The following is a 15123-nucleotide window of genomic DNA, read 5'->3' as shown; positions in this document are numbered from 1 at the left end:
GGAGAGACGGATGATCGAGGTCGTTCAGGCATTCGACCGCGCGCCGATCGCGCAACTCGACAGTGACGATGTCGGCGCGCTGGAAGCGAAGCTCGAGAAAGCGCGGCGGCTCTTTCTCGATCGCGGCGCGTGGCTGTCGACGCACGAGCGGATTCGGGTGCTGCGCGACCTTGCCGCTCGCGTCGCCGCCCGACGCGGGGATTTCGCGACGCTCATCGCGCGCGAAGGCGGCAAGCCCCATGCCGACGCGCTGGTCGAGACAGATCGCGCGATCGACGGTATCCGCGATGCGGCCGACATCCTCCGCGCGCGCGGAGGCATCGAGATCCCGATGGGTGTGACGCCGGCGAGCGACCGGCGGCGCGCCTGGACCGTGAAGGAGCCGATCGGCGTGGTCGCCGCGATCTCGGCGTTCAACCATCCGCTCAATCTCATCGTTCACCAGGTGGTGCCGGCGATCGCGACCGGCTGCCCGGTGATCGTCAAACCGGCGGCGCCGACGCCTTCATGCTGTTTGGAGTTGGTCAGGCTGATCGCGGAGACGGGCCTGCCCGACGGATGGGTGCAGACCTTCCTGCCGGCCGAGCAGGCGCTCGCCGAAAAGCTGGTCACCGATCCGCGCATCGCGTTTCTCAGCTTCATCGGTTCGGCACGCGTCGGCTGGCATCTCCGTTCCGTCCTCGCGCCGGGCACGCGCTGCGCGCTGGAACATGGCGGCGTGGCGCCGCTCATCATCGACCGCGACGTCGATCTCGATGCGATCATCGAGCCGATCGCGAAGGGCGGCTATTATCATGCCGGGCAGGTGTGCGTGTCGGTGCAGCGCATCTACGTTCCCCGCGACATGCAGGCGGCGTTTCTCGACCGCTTTTCGGCGCGCGTGGCCGCGCTGAAGGTGGGCGATCCGATGCTCCCCGATACCGAGGTCGGCCCCTTGATCCGGCCGGCCGAGGTCGATCGCGTCGAAAGCTGGATCGGTGAGGCGGTTGCGGGCGGCGCGCGCCAGATCGGCGGCGGACGGCTGAGCCAGACCACGATGAGGCCCGCCATTCTCGTCGATCCGCCTGCCGACGCCAAGGTCTCGACGCTCGAAGTGTTCGGTCCGCTGACGTGCGTCTATGGCTATGACGATCTTGATCACGCGATCACCGCCGCCAATGCGCTGCCGGTCGCCTTCCAGTCGAGCATCTTCACCCGCAACCTGGCGGTCGCGCTGGATGCCGCCGAGCGGCTCGACGCATCGGCGGTGATGATCAACGATCATACCGCGTTCCGAACCGACTGGATGCCGTTTGCCGGTCGCCACGCCTCGGGCCTGGGAGTCGGCGGCATTCCCTACACGATGCACGAGATGACCGCCGAGAAGATGATCGTATTCAAGCCATAAGATGGGGCGCCGGCACGATCGCGACGATTGGCATCCCCCGATGCGCTGGCAACGCGCGCCGCGAGGTTCGGTCGATCGCCGTATTGCGAGATCGGGACATGGAGGCCCGTGGTCGCGTCGCGAAAGCGAGGTGGTGACGGTGGCGGGCAGCCCACCGTCACCGTTCGGTATCCTTCGATCAGCGGGACGCGATCTTGCGGTCGAGAAAGTCCCGGATCAGCGGTGCCATCTCGGCCAGCCTGTCCTCCAGTGCGAAGTGGCCGCTGTCGACGAGATGGAATTCGGCGTCCGGCAGGTCCCGGCGATAGGGAAACGCGCCTTCCGCCGGGAAGATCCTGTCGTTCTTGCCCCACACGATCAGCGTCGGCGGCTTGCGGGTCCGGAAGAATTGCTGGAACTGCGGATAGAGCGGCACATTGGTGCGATAATCGTAGAAGAGATCATACTGGATCTCGTTGTTGCCGGGCCGGTCGAGCAGGGCCTGATCGATGACCCAATTGTCGGGGCTGATGCGCGAGACGTCGCCCATGCCGTCGGTATATTGGAAGCGGGTGGTCTCAGGCTTCACCATCTGCGCCATCGCCGCGCGTCGCGCGGGCGTGTCTTCGCGCCAATAGGCCTTGATCGGATCCCAGAACTCGCGCAGCCCTTCCTCGTAGGCGTTGCCGTTCTGGATGATCAGCGCGCTCACCCGCTCGGGATGTTTGAGCGCCAGCCGGTATCCGACGGGGGCGCCGTAATCCATCACGTACATGGCGTAACGGGATGCGCCCAGCCGCTGGACCAACGCATCGACGATGTCGGCATAATGTCCGAATGAATATGCGAATTTGGTGTGGTCGGGTGCATCGCTCTGCCCGAAGCCGGGATAATCGGGCGCGATCACGCGATATTTGTCCGCCAGCAGCGGGATCAGGTTGCGGAACATGTGCGACGAGGTTGGGAAGCCGTGCAGCAGCAGCACCACGGGCCCGTCCTTCGGCCCCGCCTCGCGGTAGAAGACCTTGACCCCGTCGATCGTCTCCTCGCGATAATGGATGATCGGCGGAGCCGGTACGCCGGCGCGAGGGAGCCCCGCCGATTGCGCCGCCGCAGGTAAGGTCGGCGCGAGCCCAAGGACGGCGACCGTGGCCGCCAGAAAGAATCGGTTCATGGCGATCTCCTTCGGGGTGATGGCTATTGGATGGTGGCGGCGGCGGTTTCGATGAAGTCGGCGACCTCCTTCGGATGCGACAGCATCACCGCATGACTGCTCCTGATCTCGACGAGCTTCGCCTTGGCGCGGGTCGCCATGAAGCGCTGGGTGGTGGGCGAGACCATCCTGTCATTGAGCGTCAGCATGTAGCTGACCGGCTTGTCCTTCCATGCCGCGCTCGTGAGCCTGGGCTGGACCGCACCCAGACCCCAGGGATTCTGGGATGCGGCCATGAACCGGGTTATCGACGGATCGACATCGGCGCCGAACGCCGCCGGGAATTGCGCGGGATCGACGAGGATGAAGCCATCGTTCGGCGGCAGCAGCGGCGGCCCGCTTTCGCCCGGAAACGGCTTGGTGGCGAGTTCGAACACCGATTCCCCGACATCGGGCGCGAAGGCGGCGATGTAGGCGAGCGCTTTCACCTTGGGATCGGCGCCGGCCTCGGTGATCACCGCGCCGCCATAGCTGTGTCCGACGAGAAGCACGGGTTTGGACGCCTTGGCGATCACCCATCTGGTGGCGGCGACATCGCCTTCCAGCGTCACGGTCGGGTTCTGGACGACGAGGACTTCGTACCCGTTTCGCACCAGCATGTCGTAGACCTGCTTCCAGCCCGACGCGTCGACGAACGCGCCGTGTACGAGCACGATCGAAACCGGCTTGCTCGGCGCGGTCTGGGCGGAGGAGGGCGAGGCTGTGATCATGACCATGAGCACTCCCAGGATGAAATGTCTCATCGAAGGCCTTTCCGGGACCGGAGATGCGAATGAAGCGTCGGAGCGGATCTATCCTATTGGTGGGTGGATCAGGGTCGGGACTGGTGAATTGCGGTAAAACCCGGTCGGCAATAACTGGTCAGCGATCGTGGCGAAGCTTACGCATTCCACGATCTTGAGGTCGCCCAGCTCCTGTCGGGCCAGCTCTTGTCGGGGATGCGAATGCACGGACTGCCCGCCATTTTCCGCGCGGCCGAACGCGGGGACGGGCGTGCGCGGATGCCGCGCGGCGACGTGGCGATACGCGCTGCCGCAGGTGGCGGCACCGAACCCCTGCTACCCGTGTCGGGTAGGATCGCGTATGACGGAAAGGAACGCCGCCCGTTCGCCCGCTTTCGGAGGCTGGGTGATGTCCGCTGACGCCCTTCCCGTGCCGATCCGCGTGCTGACCGTGGACGATCATCCGATGGTCCGCGACGGCATCATCGCCCTGATCGACCGCCAGAGCGACATGGCGGTGGTCGGGGAGGCGGTGGACGGCGCGGAGGCGATCGCGCGCTTTCGCGAACTCGATCCCGATATCGTGCTGATGGACGTGCAGATGCCGGGCATGAGCGGGCTCGAGGCGATCGAGGCGATCCGCCGCATCGCGCCCGACGCCCGCATCCTCGTCCTCACCACCTATCCCGGCGACGCGCAGGCGATCCGTGCGATGCGGGCGGGCGCGGCCGGCTATCTGCTCAAGAACTGCATCCGCCGCGAACTGCTGGACGCGATCCGTTCGGTCCATGCCGGGCGTCGAGCGATCAGCCCGGATGTCGCCCACGATCTCGCCGTCCACGCGCTCGTCGACCCGCTGACCGAGCGCGAAGTGGCGGTCCTCCGGCTCGTTGCCGAAGGACATGCCAACAAGCAGATCGGCTGGCGCCTCGATCTTTCGACCGACACGATCAAGGCGCATCTGAAGACGATCTTCGCCAAGCTGGGCGTCGATGATCGCACGCATGCGGTGACCGTGGCGACGCGGCGTGGTTATCTCGATCGCTAGGGTGCGTAGCCGTCACCAAAGGCGCGGACGGGGCTCACGAAACGATATCCACGGCCGATGATCGTCGCGATGTAGCGTGGCTCGGCATGCCGTTCGCCGAGCGCGCGGCGCAACGCCGCCACATTCGCCTTGAGATTGCTCTCGTCGACGAAGATTGCGGGCCAGACGAGATCGAACAGTTCGCGCTTGCTGACCACCTGGCCGGGGCGTCTGACCAATATCGTCAAGATGTCGAAGGCGCGCCCGCCGATCCGGACGGGCTGGTCCGCGCGGAGGAGCAATTGATGCTCGGGCTGGAGCAGGAATGGGCCGAAGGCGAAGGAGCGGGGCTGCCACGCGCCGGTGACCCTCTCATCTGCGACGGAGCGCCGCTCGCATGGCTGAGCATGGCGAATGGCGGCTTCCACCAAATCGGGCACCATGATGACCCCCTTCGCTTTTGAGTGTGAACGCCAACTCCGTCTCAGGCACCCGGCGCTTTCGCCTACGCACCAGGCTTGATCGTGTGCGGACGATATCGTTGCGAGACGGGCGGCACATCACCCGCATGGGGCGGCGCGACTACCCGATCGGGTAAGCGATGATTACCGTAATTCACGCCGGTTCAGGGCTCGGCCCGGGTTGCCGCAAGACCTTATCCGAGCGGGACGGCGATTAACCCGATTTCACGCCGCTTGACCGTTCTGGAAGACAGTGCCGGTGTAGGTTCCGTACGCGCGTCATGCCAGCATCCGGGAAGGAAAGACAATGACCCAGCATGTCCTCTTCATCGTCACCAACGCGGCCGTGATCGGCCCGCTCAATCGGAAGACCGGCTTTTTCTTCGCCGAGGTCGCGCATCCTTTCCATGTGCTCGACAAAGCGGGCATCGCCGTGGAATTCGCGTCCCCGGCCGGCGGGTGGACCCCCTATGACGCGTATGACGAGACGGACCCCTCGCAGAAGGCCTTCTTCGAAAGCAAAGCCTTTCGTCGCCTCAATCGCAGTCGCAAGCTCTCCGAGGTCGACGCCGCCGACTATGATGCCATCCTGATGCCCGGCGGGCTCGGACCGATGGTCGACATCCAGCGCAATGCGGACGTCCAGAAGGCGATCGTGCGCGCGTGGACCACGGGCAAGCTGGTGACCGCCGTCTGCCATGGCCCGTGCGGACTGCTCGGCGTCGATCTCGGCGACGGTAAACCGTTCGTACAGGGCAAGAAGCTGACGGGCTTTTCGAAGGCCGAAGAGTTTGACTACGCCCGCGCGGACGTTCCCTACGAACTGGAGGATGCGCTGCGGGCGGAGGGTGCGGATTATTCCTCGGTCGCCAACTGGCAGCCGCATGTCGTCGTCGATGGTCGGCTGATCACGGGGCAGAATCCCGCTTCGGCGAGCCAGGTCGGCAAGGAGATTGTCGCGGCGCTTCAGGCAGGCACTGCTCCGGCGTGACGGCCGCTCGATGATCGCGGACATGTGAGGCTCTCGCCGCGCGTCCCGGTGGGCGCGCGGCGGCGTGGCGCTGTCCGTTTCGGTCCGAGGTTGCCTTCGAAGGGCGGGAACGGCTGCGGCAGGCGCCGTTGGCGACGGTCGCCATGACATCGATGCGACCGGCACGAACCATCATAGGCCGACCAGATCGTCACCGTCCGGCTGCAACGCCGCCTTCTCCGTCTGCCGCTTGATCCAAGCCGTGATCGCCTCGGCGTCGAGCTCGAGGCGGTGCAGCACGGCGGCCGCCGCTTCGAGACCGGGCACGTGCCCGACATCGACGACGGGAACGACCCCGATGGCGGCATATTGTGCGGCCTCGGCGGGCGTGTCGACGACCGCCATGCGCGTGAGCCCGGGATAGAATGTGTGCGCGACCGGCGAAATGTCGGCCGAATATTCGAACGAGGGCATGGTGAGGACGCTGATCCTGCGATCCTGCATCGCAAAGGGCTCCCAAATTCGGGGGTCGGCCAGATCTCCGAACACCACATGATAGCCGTCGGCGATCGCGCGTCGTAACCGGGCGGCGTCGGTCTCGATCGCCGCGTATCGGATCTCGAATTCATGGAGGGCGTCTGCCACCGTGCGCCCTCGCGGCCCCATCCCCACGATGAAGACCGGGCCGGTCAGGTCTCGCGCTTGAAGCTCCTGCGCAGGCTGGTCGAGCCGACCGTGGCGCAGGCGACCCGCCAGGGACCGGCCGAGCGATGCGAGATGCGGTGTCGCGCCAAGGCTCAGCACCACCGCGGCGATGAGGACGTCGCTTCGGTCCGCGCCGACCATCGCCCGCACCGGAGACAGGCTGAAGATCACCAGTGCGAACTCGGAACTCTGGGCCAGCAGAAACCCGAGCTGCAGCGATCCGGGCACCGACCAGCGGAAGACGAGGCTGGCAATACCGTTCAGCGCGACCTTCGCGGCAACAAGTCCGAGACTTACGACCAGTATCAGGGGCCACAGGCGCTGCAGAAGCGCGATCTGGAGCGACAGGCCGACGGAGATGAAGAAGAATCCCAGGAGCAAGCCGCGGAATGGCTTGATCTCCGACTGCACGATCGCCCGATAGGGTGTGTCGGCCAGCATCATGCCCCCGAGAAATGCGCCGAGCGTTAGCGATAATCCCAGGGTGCCCGTCACCCAGCCGGCCGTGAGCGCCACGAGGAGCGCCATGGCCGTGAACACCTCCTCGTTGCGGGTCTGCGCGACCAGGTCGAACACCGGCCGAACGAGAAAGCGCGCGAGGATCATCGCGGCCGCGAACGATGCCGCGGCCTTCACAAGCGCGATCGCGAGCGCCGGCAGCAACGCGGCACCGGACGACAGGGCGCTCGCGATGATGAGCAGAAAGATGGCGGCGAGATCCTGAAAGACGAGAATACCGGTCGCCGCCATGCCGACCGGGCAGCTCTGCTGGTGGCGATCGGCGATGATGCGGGCGACGACGGCGGTTGAAGACAGCGAGAGCGTGGCCCCCACGAAGAAAGCGGGCGCGGCCGGCATTCCGAGCGCGATCGCGAGAGGGCCCAGACCAAGTGTGCAGGCCGCCACCTGGACCGGTCCGAACGCGAAGACGTCCACGACCTGATCTCTGAGATGGCGCGGCGAGAAATGCAGGCCGACATCGAACAGGAGAAAGACAACGCCGAGTTCGGCGAGGATGTGGACGGCATCGCTGGATTGCACGAGGCCGGAGGAACTGAGGGCGACGCCGAGCAGGAGATAGCCGACGATGGGACCGAGGCGCACCGCCTTCGACACGATCACCGTCACTACGCCCAGCGCCAACAGCAGGATGACCGGGAGGACGGCCGACAGGATCGGCGCTTCCATGATCAGCGGACCTGTTTGACCGACGCGGGCCTCAGCGCCGGGATCGCTGCAATCGCCGTCCTTCGCATCCTGGCGACTCCCGATTGGGAGGTGGAGTTCCGTCATGGGGAAGGATTAGGCCGAAGGCAGCAATGTCGGTGTCAAATCCGGTCAAGCGTGGTCACGCCGGAAAGGCGATCAACGCGCCAGCATTCCGTTCGCCATCCGCAGGAAGGCCTGCTGCATTTGCCGGGCGAGTGCCGGTTCGATCCCGCATTCCGCCATCGCCCGGCTCATCGCATGGACCCACTGCGCGGCGGTCTCCCGCGACATGGCCATCGATCGGTGCATCGACATGATGCAGACGCCCGGTCGCGTCTCGAACCATGTGCGCGGGCCGCCCAGCCAGGCTGTGAGAAAATCCGTCAGGGAGATGCGCGTCAGCCGGAGATCGGGCTGGTGCAGGGCGCGAAGCTCCGCATATTCGGGCTGGCTCTCCATCAGATCGTAGAAGCGGTTGACCAGCGTGCCGACGCCGGCCGCGCCGCCCGCCCGCTCTAACAGGCTCGGGGTGGGCTCCCCGACGGGCGGAGGTGGGGCAGGCTGGGCGTCTTTCACGATCGGGGTCTCCATCGGCGCGGGGGATTGGTCAATTCTGCATCAGCAGGCTGGTCACCGTCCGGCGGACCAGCGGCAGGCGGGCGCCCACCCGCAGCGTCGCGTGCCGCAGCAAGCGGGCGGCGCGCCCCTCTTCGGTGTAGAGGCGGACAAGCAGGTTCGTGGCGGTGTAGAGCGGGCGCGTGGCCAGCCGGTGTGCCCGCTCATAATCCCGCAGCAGGTTCGGCGAGGCGATGTCGCTGCGCTTCGCCTGCGCCGAGGCGATGAGGCGGGCGAGCGTTTCCTGCCCCACCAGTCCGAGATTGAATCCGTGCGCGGTGACGGGATGCATGCCGACGGCGGCGTCGCCGATCAGCGCGGCCCGCCGGGCGACGAAGTGTCGCGCGTAGCTGGTCGTGAGCGGATAGATATGCAGCCCGCCCACGAGCCGCATCGATCCGAGCAGCCGGCCGAAGCGGCGCGTAATCTCTTCGCCGAGAACGGGGGTGTCGAGCGTGGCGATGCGCGACATCTCGGCCGCGGACAGCGTGAGTACGGCCGAAGACAGGCGGCCGTTGAGCGGCAGCATGGCGATCGTCTGGCCATGGCCGAACCATTCGGTCGCGATCCCGCGATGATCTTTGTCGTGCGCCATCCGGGCGACCATCATCGAACGGCCGAGCGGGTTCATCGCGGCCGGGATGCCGAGCTGATCCCGGATGCGCGAAAAGCGCGAATCCGCCGCCACCAGAAGCCGGGCCTCGATCTCGCGCCCGTCCGTCAGGCGGACCGCAACGGAGGAGGAATCGTGGCGGATCGACGCGACCCCCACCCCGGTCATGAGATCGAGGCCGGGCTGATCCTCGACCGTGCGAAAGAGCGCGGCCCGGATGCGATGGTTCGACACCAGGTGGCCGAGCCGGTCATCGCCCGTCGCCGCGGGATCGAAGGCGAGGGCGAAGCTGGAATCCCCGTTCAGCACGCGGGCCGCGCGCAGCGGTGCGATGTCGGCGGGTTCGAGATGGCGCCACGCGCCCAGTTCGTCCAGGATCCGTTTCGATCGGCGGGTGAGCGCGATCTCGCGCCCGTCACTCGCCGGCTCGGCCAGAGCCGTGAGCGGTTGCCGCTCCACCAGCGCGAGACGAAGTCCCTTGCCGGCCAGCGAGCGGGCGAAGGCCAGCCCGACAGGGCCGCCGCCCACCACGATCACATCGAAGGACATGCAAAGCTCCAGCGTTATACGGCCGAACGGCAGGCCTGCTAAACCGACGGCGTCGATGGTGGGCTGGTCACCATGGGACACTGCATAAAGGGTGTTGCCCGTTCGCCGTGGGAGATACGCATCGGCTGTGATTCCGCCTTTGATCCAGATCAAAGGTGCGGAGGCGGTTGCTGGCTAGCACGGGACCCATGTGGACCGCAGCACACCCTCTCGCCCGATGGGCCCGCCGCCTGCCACCTTTCGTCCTGCCCGTCCTGTTGGGCGGGTGCGACATGGTGGTTATGAACCCAACGGGCGATATCGCCCTGCAGCAGCGCAATCTGATTCTGCTTTCGACCGGCGTGATGCTGCTGATCATCGTGCCGGTGATCGTGCTGACCGTGCTGTTCGCGTGGCGATACCGGCGCGGCAATCCGAACAAGAATTACGATCCGGGCTTCACCCATTCGACGAAGGTGGAACTGGTCATCTGGACCTGCCCGCTCCTGATCATCCTCACTCTGGGCGCGGTGACGTGGACGACCACGCATCAGCTCGATCCGTTCCGCCCGCTCGACCGGATCGCGCCGGGGCGACCGATCCCGCCGGGAACCAAGCCGCTCGAGGTGGAGGTGGTTTCGCTCGATTGGAAATGGCTTTTCATCTATCCCGCGCAGGGCATCGCCACGGTCAACGAACTGGCGCTGCCGGTCGATCGGCCCGTCCGCTTCAAGATTACCTCCGCGAACCAGTTCAGCACCTTCTACGCGCCGACCATGGCCGGGATGATCTACGTGATGCCGGGCATGCAATCCCAGCTTCACGCCGTGATCAACAAGCCGGGCGAGAGCTGGGGCTATTCGGGCAATTATACCGGCGCCGGCCACACCGATAACCGCTTCAGGCTGCGCGCGATGGACACCGGCGCCTTCGACCAGTGGATCGCCCAGGTGAAGACGAGCGGGCAGGGCGCCCTCGCGCCGGCCAGCTATCTGGCGCTGGAAAAGCCGAGCGAGAAGGTGCCGGTGATGCACTTCGCCTCGGTCACGCCCGGCCTGTTCGGTCGCGTGCTCAACCGCTGCGTCCAGCCCGGCACGCCCTGCATGATCGACGTGATGCGGCACGACATGGCGCGCAGCGGCGTCGTTCCCGTGGGCGGTCATGGTCCGATGCCGCCGGGTCGCGACACGACCCCCGCCAACGGCCTCCAGCCGACGCCCGCGCTGGAAAAGACCCCGGCCGAAAAGGATATCGGCCCGAACGTCACCCAGCCCGCCCATCCGGGGGCCGCGCCGGGCGCGAAGCGGCCCGGTGATCCGCGGAACCGGGATCTTTCGGCCATCGAACCACTCCTTGCCCCCGGCGCACTCCGCGCCGCGCGGGCCTGACCGCCAGCCGGCAGGGACATCATGACAGACAGCAGCCTTCTCAAGACGATCTTCGGGCGTCTTTCCTGGGAATCCTTTCCCCTTCACGAGCCCATCCTGTTCTGGACGTTCGTCGTCGTCTCGACGCTGGGCCTCGGCCTCGTCGCCGCGATCACGTATTTCCGTCTCTGGAGCTATCTCTGGAAGGAGTGGTTCACGAGCGTCGATCACAAGAAGATCGGCATCATGTACATCGTCCTCGGCATCATCATGCTGCTCCGGGGCTTTTCCGACGCGGTGATGATGCGGGCGCAGCAGGCCGTGGCCTTCGGCGCCAATGAAGGCTTCCTGCCGCCGCACCATTACGACCAGATCTTCACCGCGCACGGCACGATCATGATCTTCTTCGTGGCGATCCCGCTGGTGGTGGGGCTCATCAATTTCGTGATGCCGCTGCAGATCGGCGCGCGCGACGTGGCTTTCCCGTTCCTCAACAATCTGAGCTTCTGGCTCACCGCCGCCGGAGCGGTGCTGGTGATGATCTCGCTCTTCGTCGGCGAATTCGCGCGCACGGGGTGGCTGTCCTACGCGCCGCTCGCGGGCCTCGCCTACAGTCCGGATACGGGCGTCGATTATTATCTCTGGTCGCTCCAGATAGCCGGTGTCGGCACGACCCTGTCGGCGATCAACATGGTGGCGACGATCGTGAAGATGCGCGCGCCGGGCATGACGATGATGAAGATGCCCGTCTTCACTTGGACGGCTTTGTGCTCCAACATCCTCGCGATCGCGATCTTCCCGGCGCTCACCGCCGCCTTCTTCCTGCTGATGCTCGATCGCTACATCGGGACGCACTTCTTCACCAACGAACTCGGCGGCGCGCCGATGATGTACTGGAACATGGTGTGGATCTGGGGTCACCCGGAAGTCTATGTGCTGGTCCTGCCCGCCTTCGGCATCTATTCGGAAATCACCGCGACGTTCACCGGCAAGAGCCTCTTCGGCTATTCGTCGATGGTCTATGCGACGGTGGTGATCACCCTGCTGTCCTATCTGGTCTGGCTGCACCATTTCTTCACGATGGGCGCGGGGCCGAGCGTCAACAGCTTCTTCGGCATCGCCACGATGGTGATCGCGATCCCCACGGGCGCCAAGATCTTCAACTGGCTGTTCACCATGTATCGCGGCGATATCCGCTTCGAACTGCCGATGATGTGGGTGGTGGCGTTCATGATCACCTTCGTGGTCGGCGGCATGACCGGCGTGCTGCTGGCGATCCCGCCTGCGGACTTCGTGCTGCACAATTCGCTGTTCCTCGTCGCCCACTTCCACAACACGATCATCGGCGGCGTGGTGTTCGGCCTGTTCGCCGGCATGGTCTACTGGTTCCCCAAGGCCTTCGGTTTCAAGCTCGACCGGTTCTGGGGCCATGTCGCTTTCTGGGGCTGGGTGATCGGCTACTGGGTCGCGTGGACGCCGATCTACATCGTCGGCCTGATGGGCACGACGCGGCGCGTGAACCACTTCGACGACGTGACGCTGCAGCCTTACTTCATCGTCGCGGCGCTCGGTGCGGTCATCATCCTGATCGGCATCCTCGGCTTCGTGATGAGCATCGTCATGGGTCTGGTGAACCGCGACAAGCTACGCGACACGACCGGCGATCCCTGGGATGGCCGCACGCTCGAATGGTCGACCTCGTCGCCGCCGCCGGCCTATAATTTCGCCTTCACGCCGATGGTCTACAGCCTCGACGCCTGGCACGACATGAAGCAGCGCGGCTACAAGCCCGAGACCGGCGGTTACCGATCGATCCACATGCCGCGCAACACCGGCGCAGGGGTGATCCTGGCTGGCCTGGCCATGGTGATGAGCTTCGCGATGGTCTGGTACATGTGGTGGCTGGCCGCGCTGAGCTTCGCCGGATTGCTGATCGTGGCGATCGGCCACGCCTTCAACTTCGCGCGCGACTATTTCATTCCGGCCGACGACGTCGCCCGCACGGAGAGCAAGCGTGCCCAGCTTGCCACGGGAGCCTGACATGACCGAGCTTACCCTTCATTCCGACGGTGAGGCCCCGATCTGGCACGTCACCGAGGACGACCATGATCATGGCAGCGGCGTGGCTACGGTCCTGGGCTTCTGGATCTATCTGATGAGCGACGCGCTCATCTTCGCCTCGCTGTTCGCGATGTACGGCGTGGTGAGCGCCGCCTTCGCGGGCGGGCCCGCACCGCGCGAAATCTTCGATCTGCCGCTGGTCGCGGTCAACACCGCGATGCTGCTCGCCTCGTCGATCACTTTCGGCCAGGCCATGCCGCACATGGAGGCGGGCCGGGTCGGGCCCACCCGCTTCTGGCTCGCCATCACGGGGCTGCTGGGCGCGGGGTTCGTGGGCATCGAGCTTTACGAATTCTCCCATCTGATCGCGGAGGGCGCGGGACCGCAGCGCAGCGCCTTCCTGTCCGCCTTCTTCACGCTGGTGGGCACGCATGGCCTGCACGTCACCGTCGGGCTGCTGTGGATGCTCGTCCTGCTCGTCCAGCTCGGCGGGCATGGCCTCAGCGTGCCCATGAAACGCCGCCTGATCTGCCTTTCGATGTTCTGGCACTTCCTGGACATCATCTGGATCGGCGTCTTCACCTTCGTCTATCTGTTTGGAGTCGTCCGTTGAGCCGCTCGTCGCACACAGGCAATCCGGCTGGCGCGTCCGCGCACGGCCATGGACGGGGTTATTGGGTCGGAACGATCCTGGCGATCCTGCTGACCGCCATCCCCTTCTGGCTCGTCATGTCGGACGCGCTGCACAATGCCCAGGCGACCATCGCCGTGATCTTCGCGATGGCGCTGGCGCAGATCGTCGTCCACGTCATCTGCTTCCTGCATCTGGACACGCGCTCGGAAGGCGGCTGGAGCCTGCTCGCCTTTCTCTTCACGACGATCATCGTCGTGCTGACGATCGGTGGATCGATGTGGGTGATGTATCACCTGAACGCGAACATGATGCCGATGCCGGGCGGCGCGGCCGGCGAGATGTAGCCCGGGCCAAACGGATAGCGCGATGCGGGCTCCATCGCGTATCCGGATCCGTACGGGCATCGCGCCGTCGTTGAACATGGCCCTCAAAGACGGGCACGGGGCGGTCGCCGGGGCGATTCCGGGCATTCGTTCCGGTGTGGCGCTCCGGCGGCTGCGCCCTCGGCAGCCGTCATCCGATGCCGTCCGCGAGAAGACGTCAGCCGCGGGCCAGCGCGGCGATGACCCCTTCCACCCGGATCAGGCCATCGTCGCTTGCGATCGCAAGATCGATCGGGCGGCCTTCGAGCGCATCATTGTGCGCGTTGAGAAAGGTTACCGCCGTTCCCGGCTTGCGGAGCGTTTCGAAGGCCAGACGAGAAACCCGGCTTTGGCGTGCCGCCTGTTCCCTGGTGAGATGCGGCACGGCCGGGTTTTTGCGGAAGCTGGACTTCAATGGACGATCTCCAATGGCGATGGTCGGATGGGAACTGCTGTTAGGTGTCTAGCCCACCATTTCCGCCACGATGCGGCGCAGTTCGGCGCGCGATATGATGGAGGTGGGCAGGGTAGCCGACGGTTCGGACGAGCGGGCCTCCGGCTGGCTGGCCGGATAGGAAAGCGAAAGGCGGCGTCGCGAAGGGCCGGCCGGGGTAGTGATGTTATCGTGCATATTATCCTTGGGCGGGCCGTCTGGCCCGCATGTACAATGAGGGGGAGCTAGCGTCGGAAGGTCCGCCGTCTGGGACCGCCGCTTCCTGCCGTCGGCTCGCGATAGACGAGCCTCCCTTTCGTGAGATCGTAGGGCGTCATCTCGACATGCACCCGATCGCCGGACACGGTCCGGATACGGAAACGCCGCATCTTTCCGGCCGTGTAGGCGATAACCTCATGCTGGTTGTCGAGCAGAACGCGGAAGCGTCCGTCGGGAAGCACCTCCTCGATCAGCCCCTCGAAGGTGATGAGTTCTTCCTTGGCCACGATCAGGTCCGCCTCAGGTTGACGGCGGTGTCCTTGCCGCGAGCATCGGTGACGAGATCATATGCGATCCGCTGGCGCAGCTTGAGCGTGCTCATCCCGGCCTTGGCGACGGCGTCGACATGGACGAAGTCGTCCTTGCCGCCGCCATCCGGCGTGATGAAGCCAAAGCCTTTGATGCCGTTGAAGAATTTGACGGTGCCGACAGGCAAGAGATAGTCCATCCACGAAGAGGGCCCAGCCGGCGCAACGGCCAACCAACGATGCAGCGTGAAAGGGAAAATCCGGCAGCGCTAAGCGGCGACAGCAATTCCGTCGCAGGCGACGCTAAGCT

General features: G+C 65.5%; 17 protein-coding genes. 7 read left to right on the top strand and 10 right to left on the bottom strand.

The genetic code is table 11. From position 1 onward, the window contains the following. Positions 1 to 10 precede the first annotated feature (10 nt). A complete protein-coding gene (locus tag HL653_RS22515) occupies positions 11 to 1387 on the top strand; it encodes an aldehyde dehydrogenase family protein (RefSeq protein WP_171746473.1) in 1377 nt (458 codons plus the stop codon). Positions 1388 to 1565: 178 nt separating this feature from the next. Here HL653_RS22515 and HL653_RS22510 read toward each other — a convergent pair whose 3' ends face one another. Further along, positions 1566 to 2540 (bottom strand): alpha/beta fold hydrolase, encoded by a 975-nt coding sequence (locus tag HL653_RS22510; RefSeq protein WP_171746472.1) that lies wholly within the window; start codon positions 2538 to 2540, stop codon positions 1566 to 1568. A gap of 23 nt (positions 2541 to 2563) precedes the next feature. Continuing rightward, complete coding sequence (locus tag HL653_RS22505) at positions 2564 to 3295, bottom strand: alpha/beta hydrolase (protein ID WP_216599922.1); 732 nt, start codon at positions 3293 to 3295, stop codon at positions 2564 to 2566. A 415-nt stretch (positions 3296 to 3710) separates the two neighbouring features. On the opposite strand from HL653_RS22505, the gene HL653_RS22500 reads away from it, so the two are divergent. Further along, positions 3711 to 4349, top strand: coding sequence for a response regulator transcription factor (locus HL653_RS22500; RefSeq protein ID WP_171746470.1), 639 nt, complete (start codon positions 3711 to 3713; stop codon positions 4347 to 4349). Here HL653_RS22500 and HL653_RS22495 read toward each other — a convergent pair. Next, positions 4346 to 4771: a transcriptional regulator gene (locus tag HL653_RS22495; protein ID WP_171746469.1), complete on the bottom strand. Its 426-nt coding sequence runs from the start codon at positions 4769 to 4771 to the stop codon at positions 4346 to 4348. The two genes, HL653_RS22500 and HL653_RS22495, sit on opposite strands and share 4 nt — an antisense overlap. A 325-nt stretch (positions 4772 to 5096) precedes the next feature. On the opposite strand from HL653_RS22495, the gene HL653_RS22490 reads away from it, so the two are divergent. Then, on the top strand, positions 5097 to 5780 hold the full coding sequence (locus HL653_RS22490; RefSeq protein WP_171746468.1) for a type 1 glutamine amidotransferase domain-containing protein: 684 nt from the start codon (positions 5097 to 5099) through the stop codon (positions 5778 to 5780). Positions 5781 to 5951: 171 nt separating this feature from the next. On the opposite strand, the gene HL653_RS22485 is transcribed toward HL653_RS22490, so the two are convergent. From HL653_RS22485 to ubiM, 3 genes are all read right to left on the bottom strand, one after another. Beyond that, complete coding sequence (locus HL653_RS22485; protein WP_171746467.1) at positions 5952 to 7652, bottom strand: cation:proton antiporter; 1701 nt, start codon at positions 7650 to 7652, stop codon at positions 5952 to 5954. Between the two features lie 177 nt (positions 7653 to 7829). Further along, positions 7830 to 8249, bottom strand: a complete 420-nt coding sequence (locus HL653_RS22480) for a group II truncated hemoglobin (RefSeq protein WP_253717303.1) — start codon at positions 8247 to 8249, stop codon at positions 7830 to 7832. Between the two features lie 31 nt (positions 8250 to 8280). Next, positions 8281 to 9450 carry a 5-demethoxyubiquinol-8 5-hydroxylase UbiM gene (gene ubiM, locus HL653_RS22475; protein ID WP_171746465.1) on the bottom strand — a complete coding sequence of 390 codons (1170 nt, stop codon included), beginning with the start codon at positions 9448 to 9450 and terminating at the stop codon, positions 8281 to 8283. A gap of 272 nt (positions 9451 to 9722) precedes the next feature. On the opposite strand from ubiM, the gene cyoA reads away from it, so the two are divergent. Genes cyoA through cyoD form a run of 4 tightly spaced genes read left to right on the top strand, consistent with a single transcriptional unit; the run spans position 9723 to position 13835 of the window. Further along, entirely contained in the window at positions 9723 to 10817 is a 1095-nt protein-coding gene (cyoA, locus tag HL653_RS22470) for a ubiquinol oxidase subunit II (RefSeq protein ID WP_253717301.1), read from the top strand. Positions 10818 to 10838: 21 nt separating this feature from the next. Next, positions 10839 to 12836, top strand: coding sequence for a cytochrome o ubiquinol oxidase subunit I (gene cyoB, locus HL653_RS22465; protein WP_171746463.1), 1998 nt, complete (start codon positions 10839 to 10841; stop codon positions 12834 to 12836). A gap of 1 nt (position 12837) precedes the next feature. After that, on the top strand, positions 12838 to 13470 hold the full coding sequence (cyoC, locus tag HL653_RS22460) for a cytochrome o ubiquinol oxidase subunit III (protein WP_171746462.1): 633 nt from the start codon (positions 12838 to 12840) through the stop codon (positions 13468 to 13470). Further along, on the top strand, positions 13467 to 13835 hold the full coding sequence (gene cyoD / locus HL653_RS22455) for a cytochrome o ubiquinol oxidase subunit IV (protein ID WP_171746461.1): 369 nt from the start codon (positions 13467 to 13469) through the stop codon (positions 13833 to 13835). The genes cyoC and cyoD overlap by 4 nt, the downstream gene beginning before the upstream one ends. Before the next feature lie 196 nt (positions 13836 to 14031). Here cyoD and HL653_RS22450 read toward each other — a convergent pair whose 3' ends face one another. From HL653_RS22450 to HL653_RS22435, 4 genes are read right to left on the bottom strand one after another with little or no spacing between them, the layout of a single operon-like run. Next, positions 14032 to 14268, bottom strand: a complete 237-nt coding sequence (locus HL653_RS22450; protein ID WP_171746460.1) for a DUF2384 domain-containing protein — start codon at positions 14266 to 14268, stop codon at positions 14032 to 14034. Positions 14269 to 14316: 48 nt separating this feature from the next. After that, the gene (locus HL653_RS22445) at positions 14317 to 14484 is read right to left on the bottom strand and encodes a hypothetical protein (protein ID WP_171746459.1); all 168 of its coding nucleotides are present in this window, start codon (positions 14482 to 14484) and stop codon (positions 14317 to 14319) included. 47 nt (positions 14485 to 14531) lie between these two features. Next, positions 14532 to 14792, bottom strand: a complete 261-nt coding sequence (infA, locus tag HL653_RS22440) for a translation initiation factor IF-1 (protein WP_171746458.1) — start codon at positions 14790 to 14792, stop codon at positions 14532 to 14534. A 2-nt stretch (positions 14793 to 14794) separates the two neighbouring features. Next, positions 14795 to 15001, bottom strand: a complete 207-nt coding sequence (locus HL653_RS22435; protein ID WP_216599921.1) for a cold-shock protein — start codon at positions 14999 to 15001, stop codon at positions 14795 to 14797. Between the last annotated feature and the right edge of the window lie 122 nt (positions 15002 to 15123).

Origin of the sequence: Sphingomonas sp. AP4-R1, assembly GCF_013113735.1 — a bacterium.
In the GTDB taxonomy this organism is placed as follows: Bacteria; Pseudomonadota; Alphaproteobacteria; order Sphingomonadales; family Sphingomonadaceae; genus Sphingomonas_I.
The sequence above is the reverse complement of the archived record's forward strand: the minus strand, read 5'-3'. Positions and strand labels throughout refer to the sequence as shown.

What these genes read in the sequence shown, in the direction of transcription:
- HL653_RS22515 (WP_171746473.1), top strand. Translation starts at nt 11, where the DNA reads ATGATCGAGGTCGTTCAGGCATTCGACCGCGCGCCGATCGCGCAACTC.
- HL653_RS22510 (WP_171746472.1), bottom strand. Translation starts at nt 2,540, where the DNA reads ATGAACCGATTCTTTCTGGCGGCCACGGTCGCCGTCCTTGGGCTCGCG.
- HL653_RS22505 (WP_216599922.1), bottom strand. Translation starts at nt 3,295, where the DNA reads ATGGTCATGATCACAGCCTCGCCCTCCTCCGCCCAGACCGCGCCGAGC.
- HL653_RS22500 (WP_171746470.1), top strand. Translation starts at nt 3,711, where the DNA reads ATGTCCGCTGACGCCCTTCCCGTGCCGATCCGCGTGCTGACCGTGGAC.
- HL653_RS22495 (WP_171746469.1), bottom strand. Translation starts at nt 4,771, where the DNA reads ATGGTGCCCGATTTGGTGGAAGCCGCCATTCGCCATGCTCAGCCATGC.
- HL653_RS22490 (WP_171746468.1), top strand. Translation starts at nt 5,097, where the DNA reads ATGACCCAGCATGTCCTCTTCATCGTCACCAACGCGGCCGTGATCGGC.
- HL653_RS22485 (WP_171746467.1), bottom strand. Translation starts at nt 7,652, where the DNA reads ATGGAAGCGCCGATCCTGTCGGCCGTCCTCCCGGTCATCCTGCTGTTG.
- ubiM (WP_171746465.1), bottom strand. Translation starts at nt 9,450, where the DNA reads ATGTCCTTCGATGTGATCGTGGTGGGCGGCGGCCCTGTCGGGCTGGCC.
- cyoA (WP_253717301.1), top strand. Translation starts at nt 9,723, where the DNA reads ATGGTGGTTATGAACCCAACGGGCGATATCGCCCTGCAGCAGCGCAAT.
- cyoB (WP_171746463.1), top strand. Translation starts at nt 10,839, where the DNA reads ATGACAGACAGCAGCCTTCTCAAGACGATCTTCGGGCGTCTTTCCTGG.
- cyoC (WP_171746462.1), top strand. Translation starts at nt 12,838, where the DNA reads ATGACCGAGCTTACCCTTCATTCCGACGGTGAGGCCCCGATCTGGCAC.
- HL653_RS22445 (WP_171746459.1), bottom strand. Translation starts at nt 14,484, where the DNA reads ATGCACGATAACATCACTACCCCGGCCGGCCCTTCGCGACGCCGCCTT.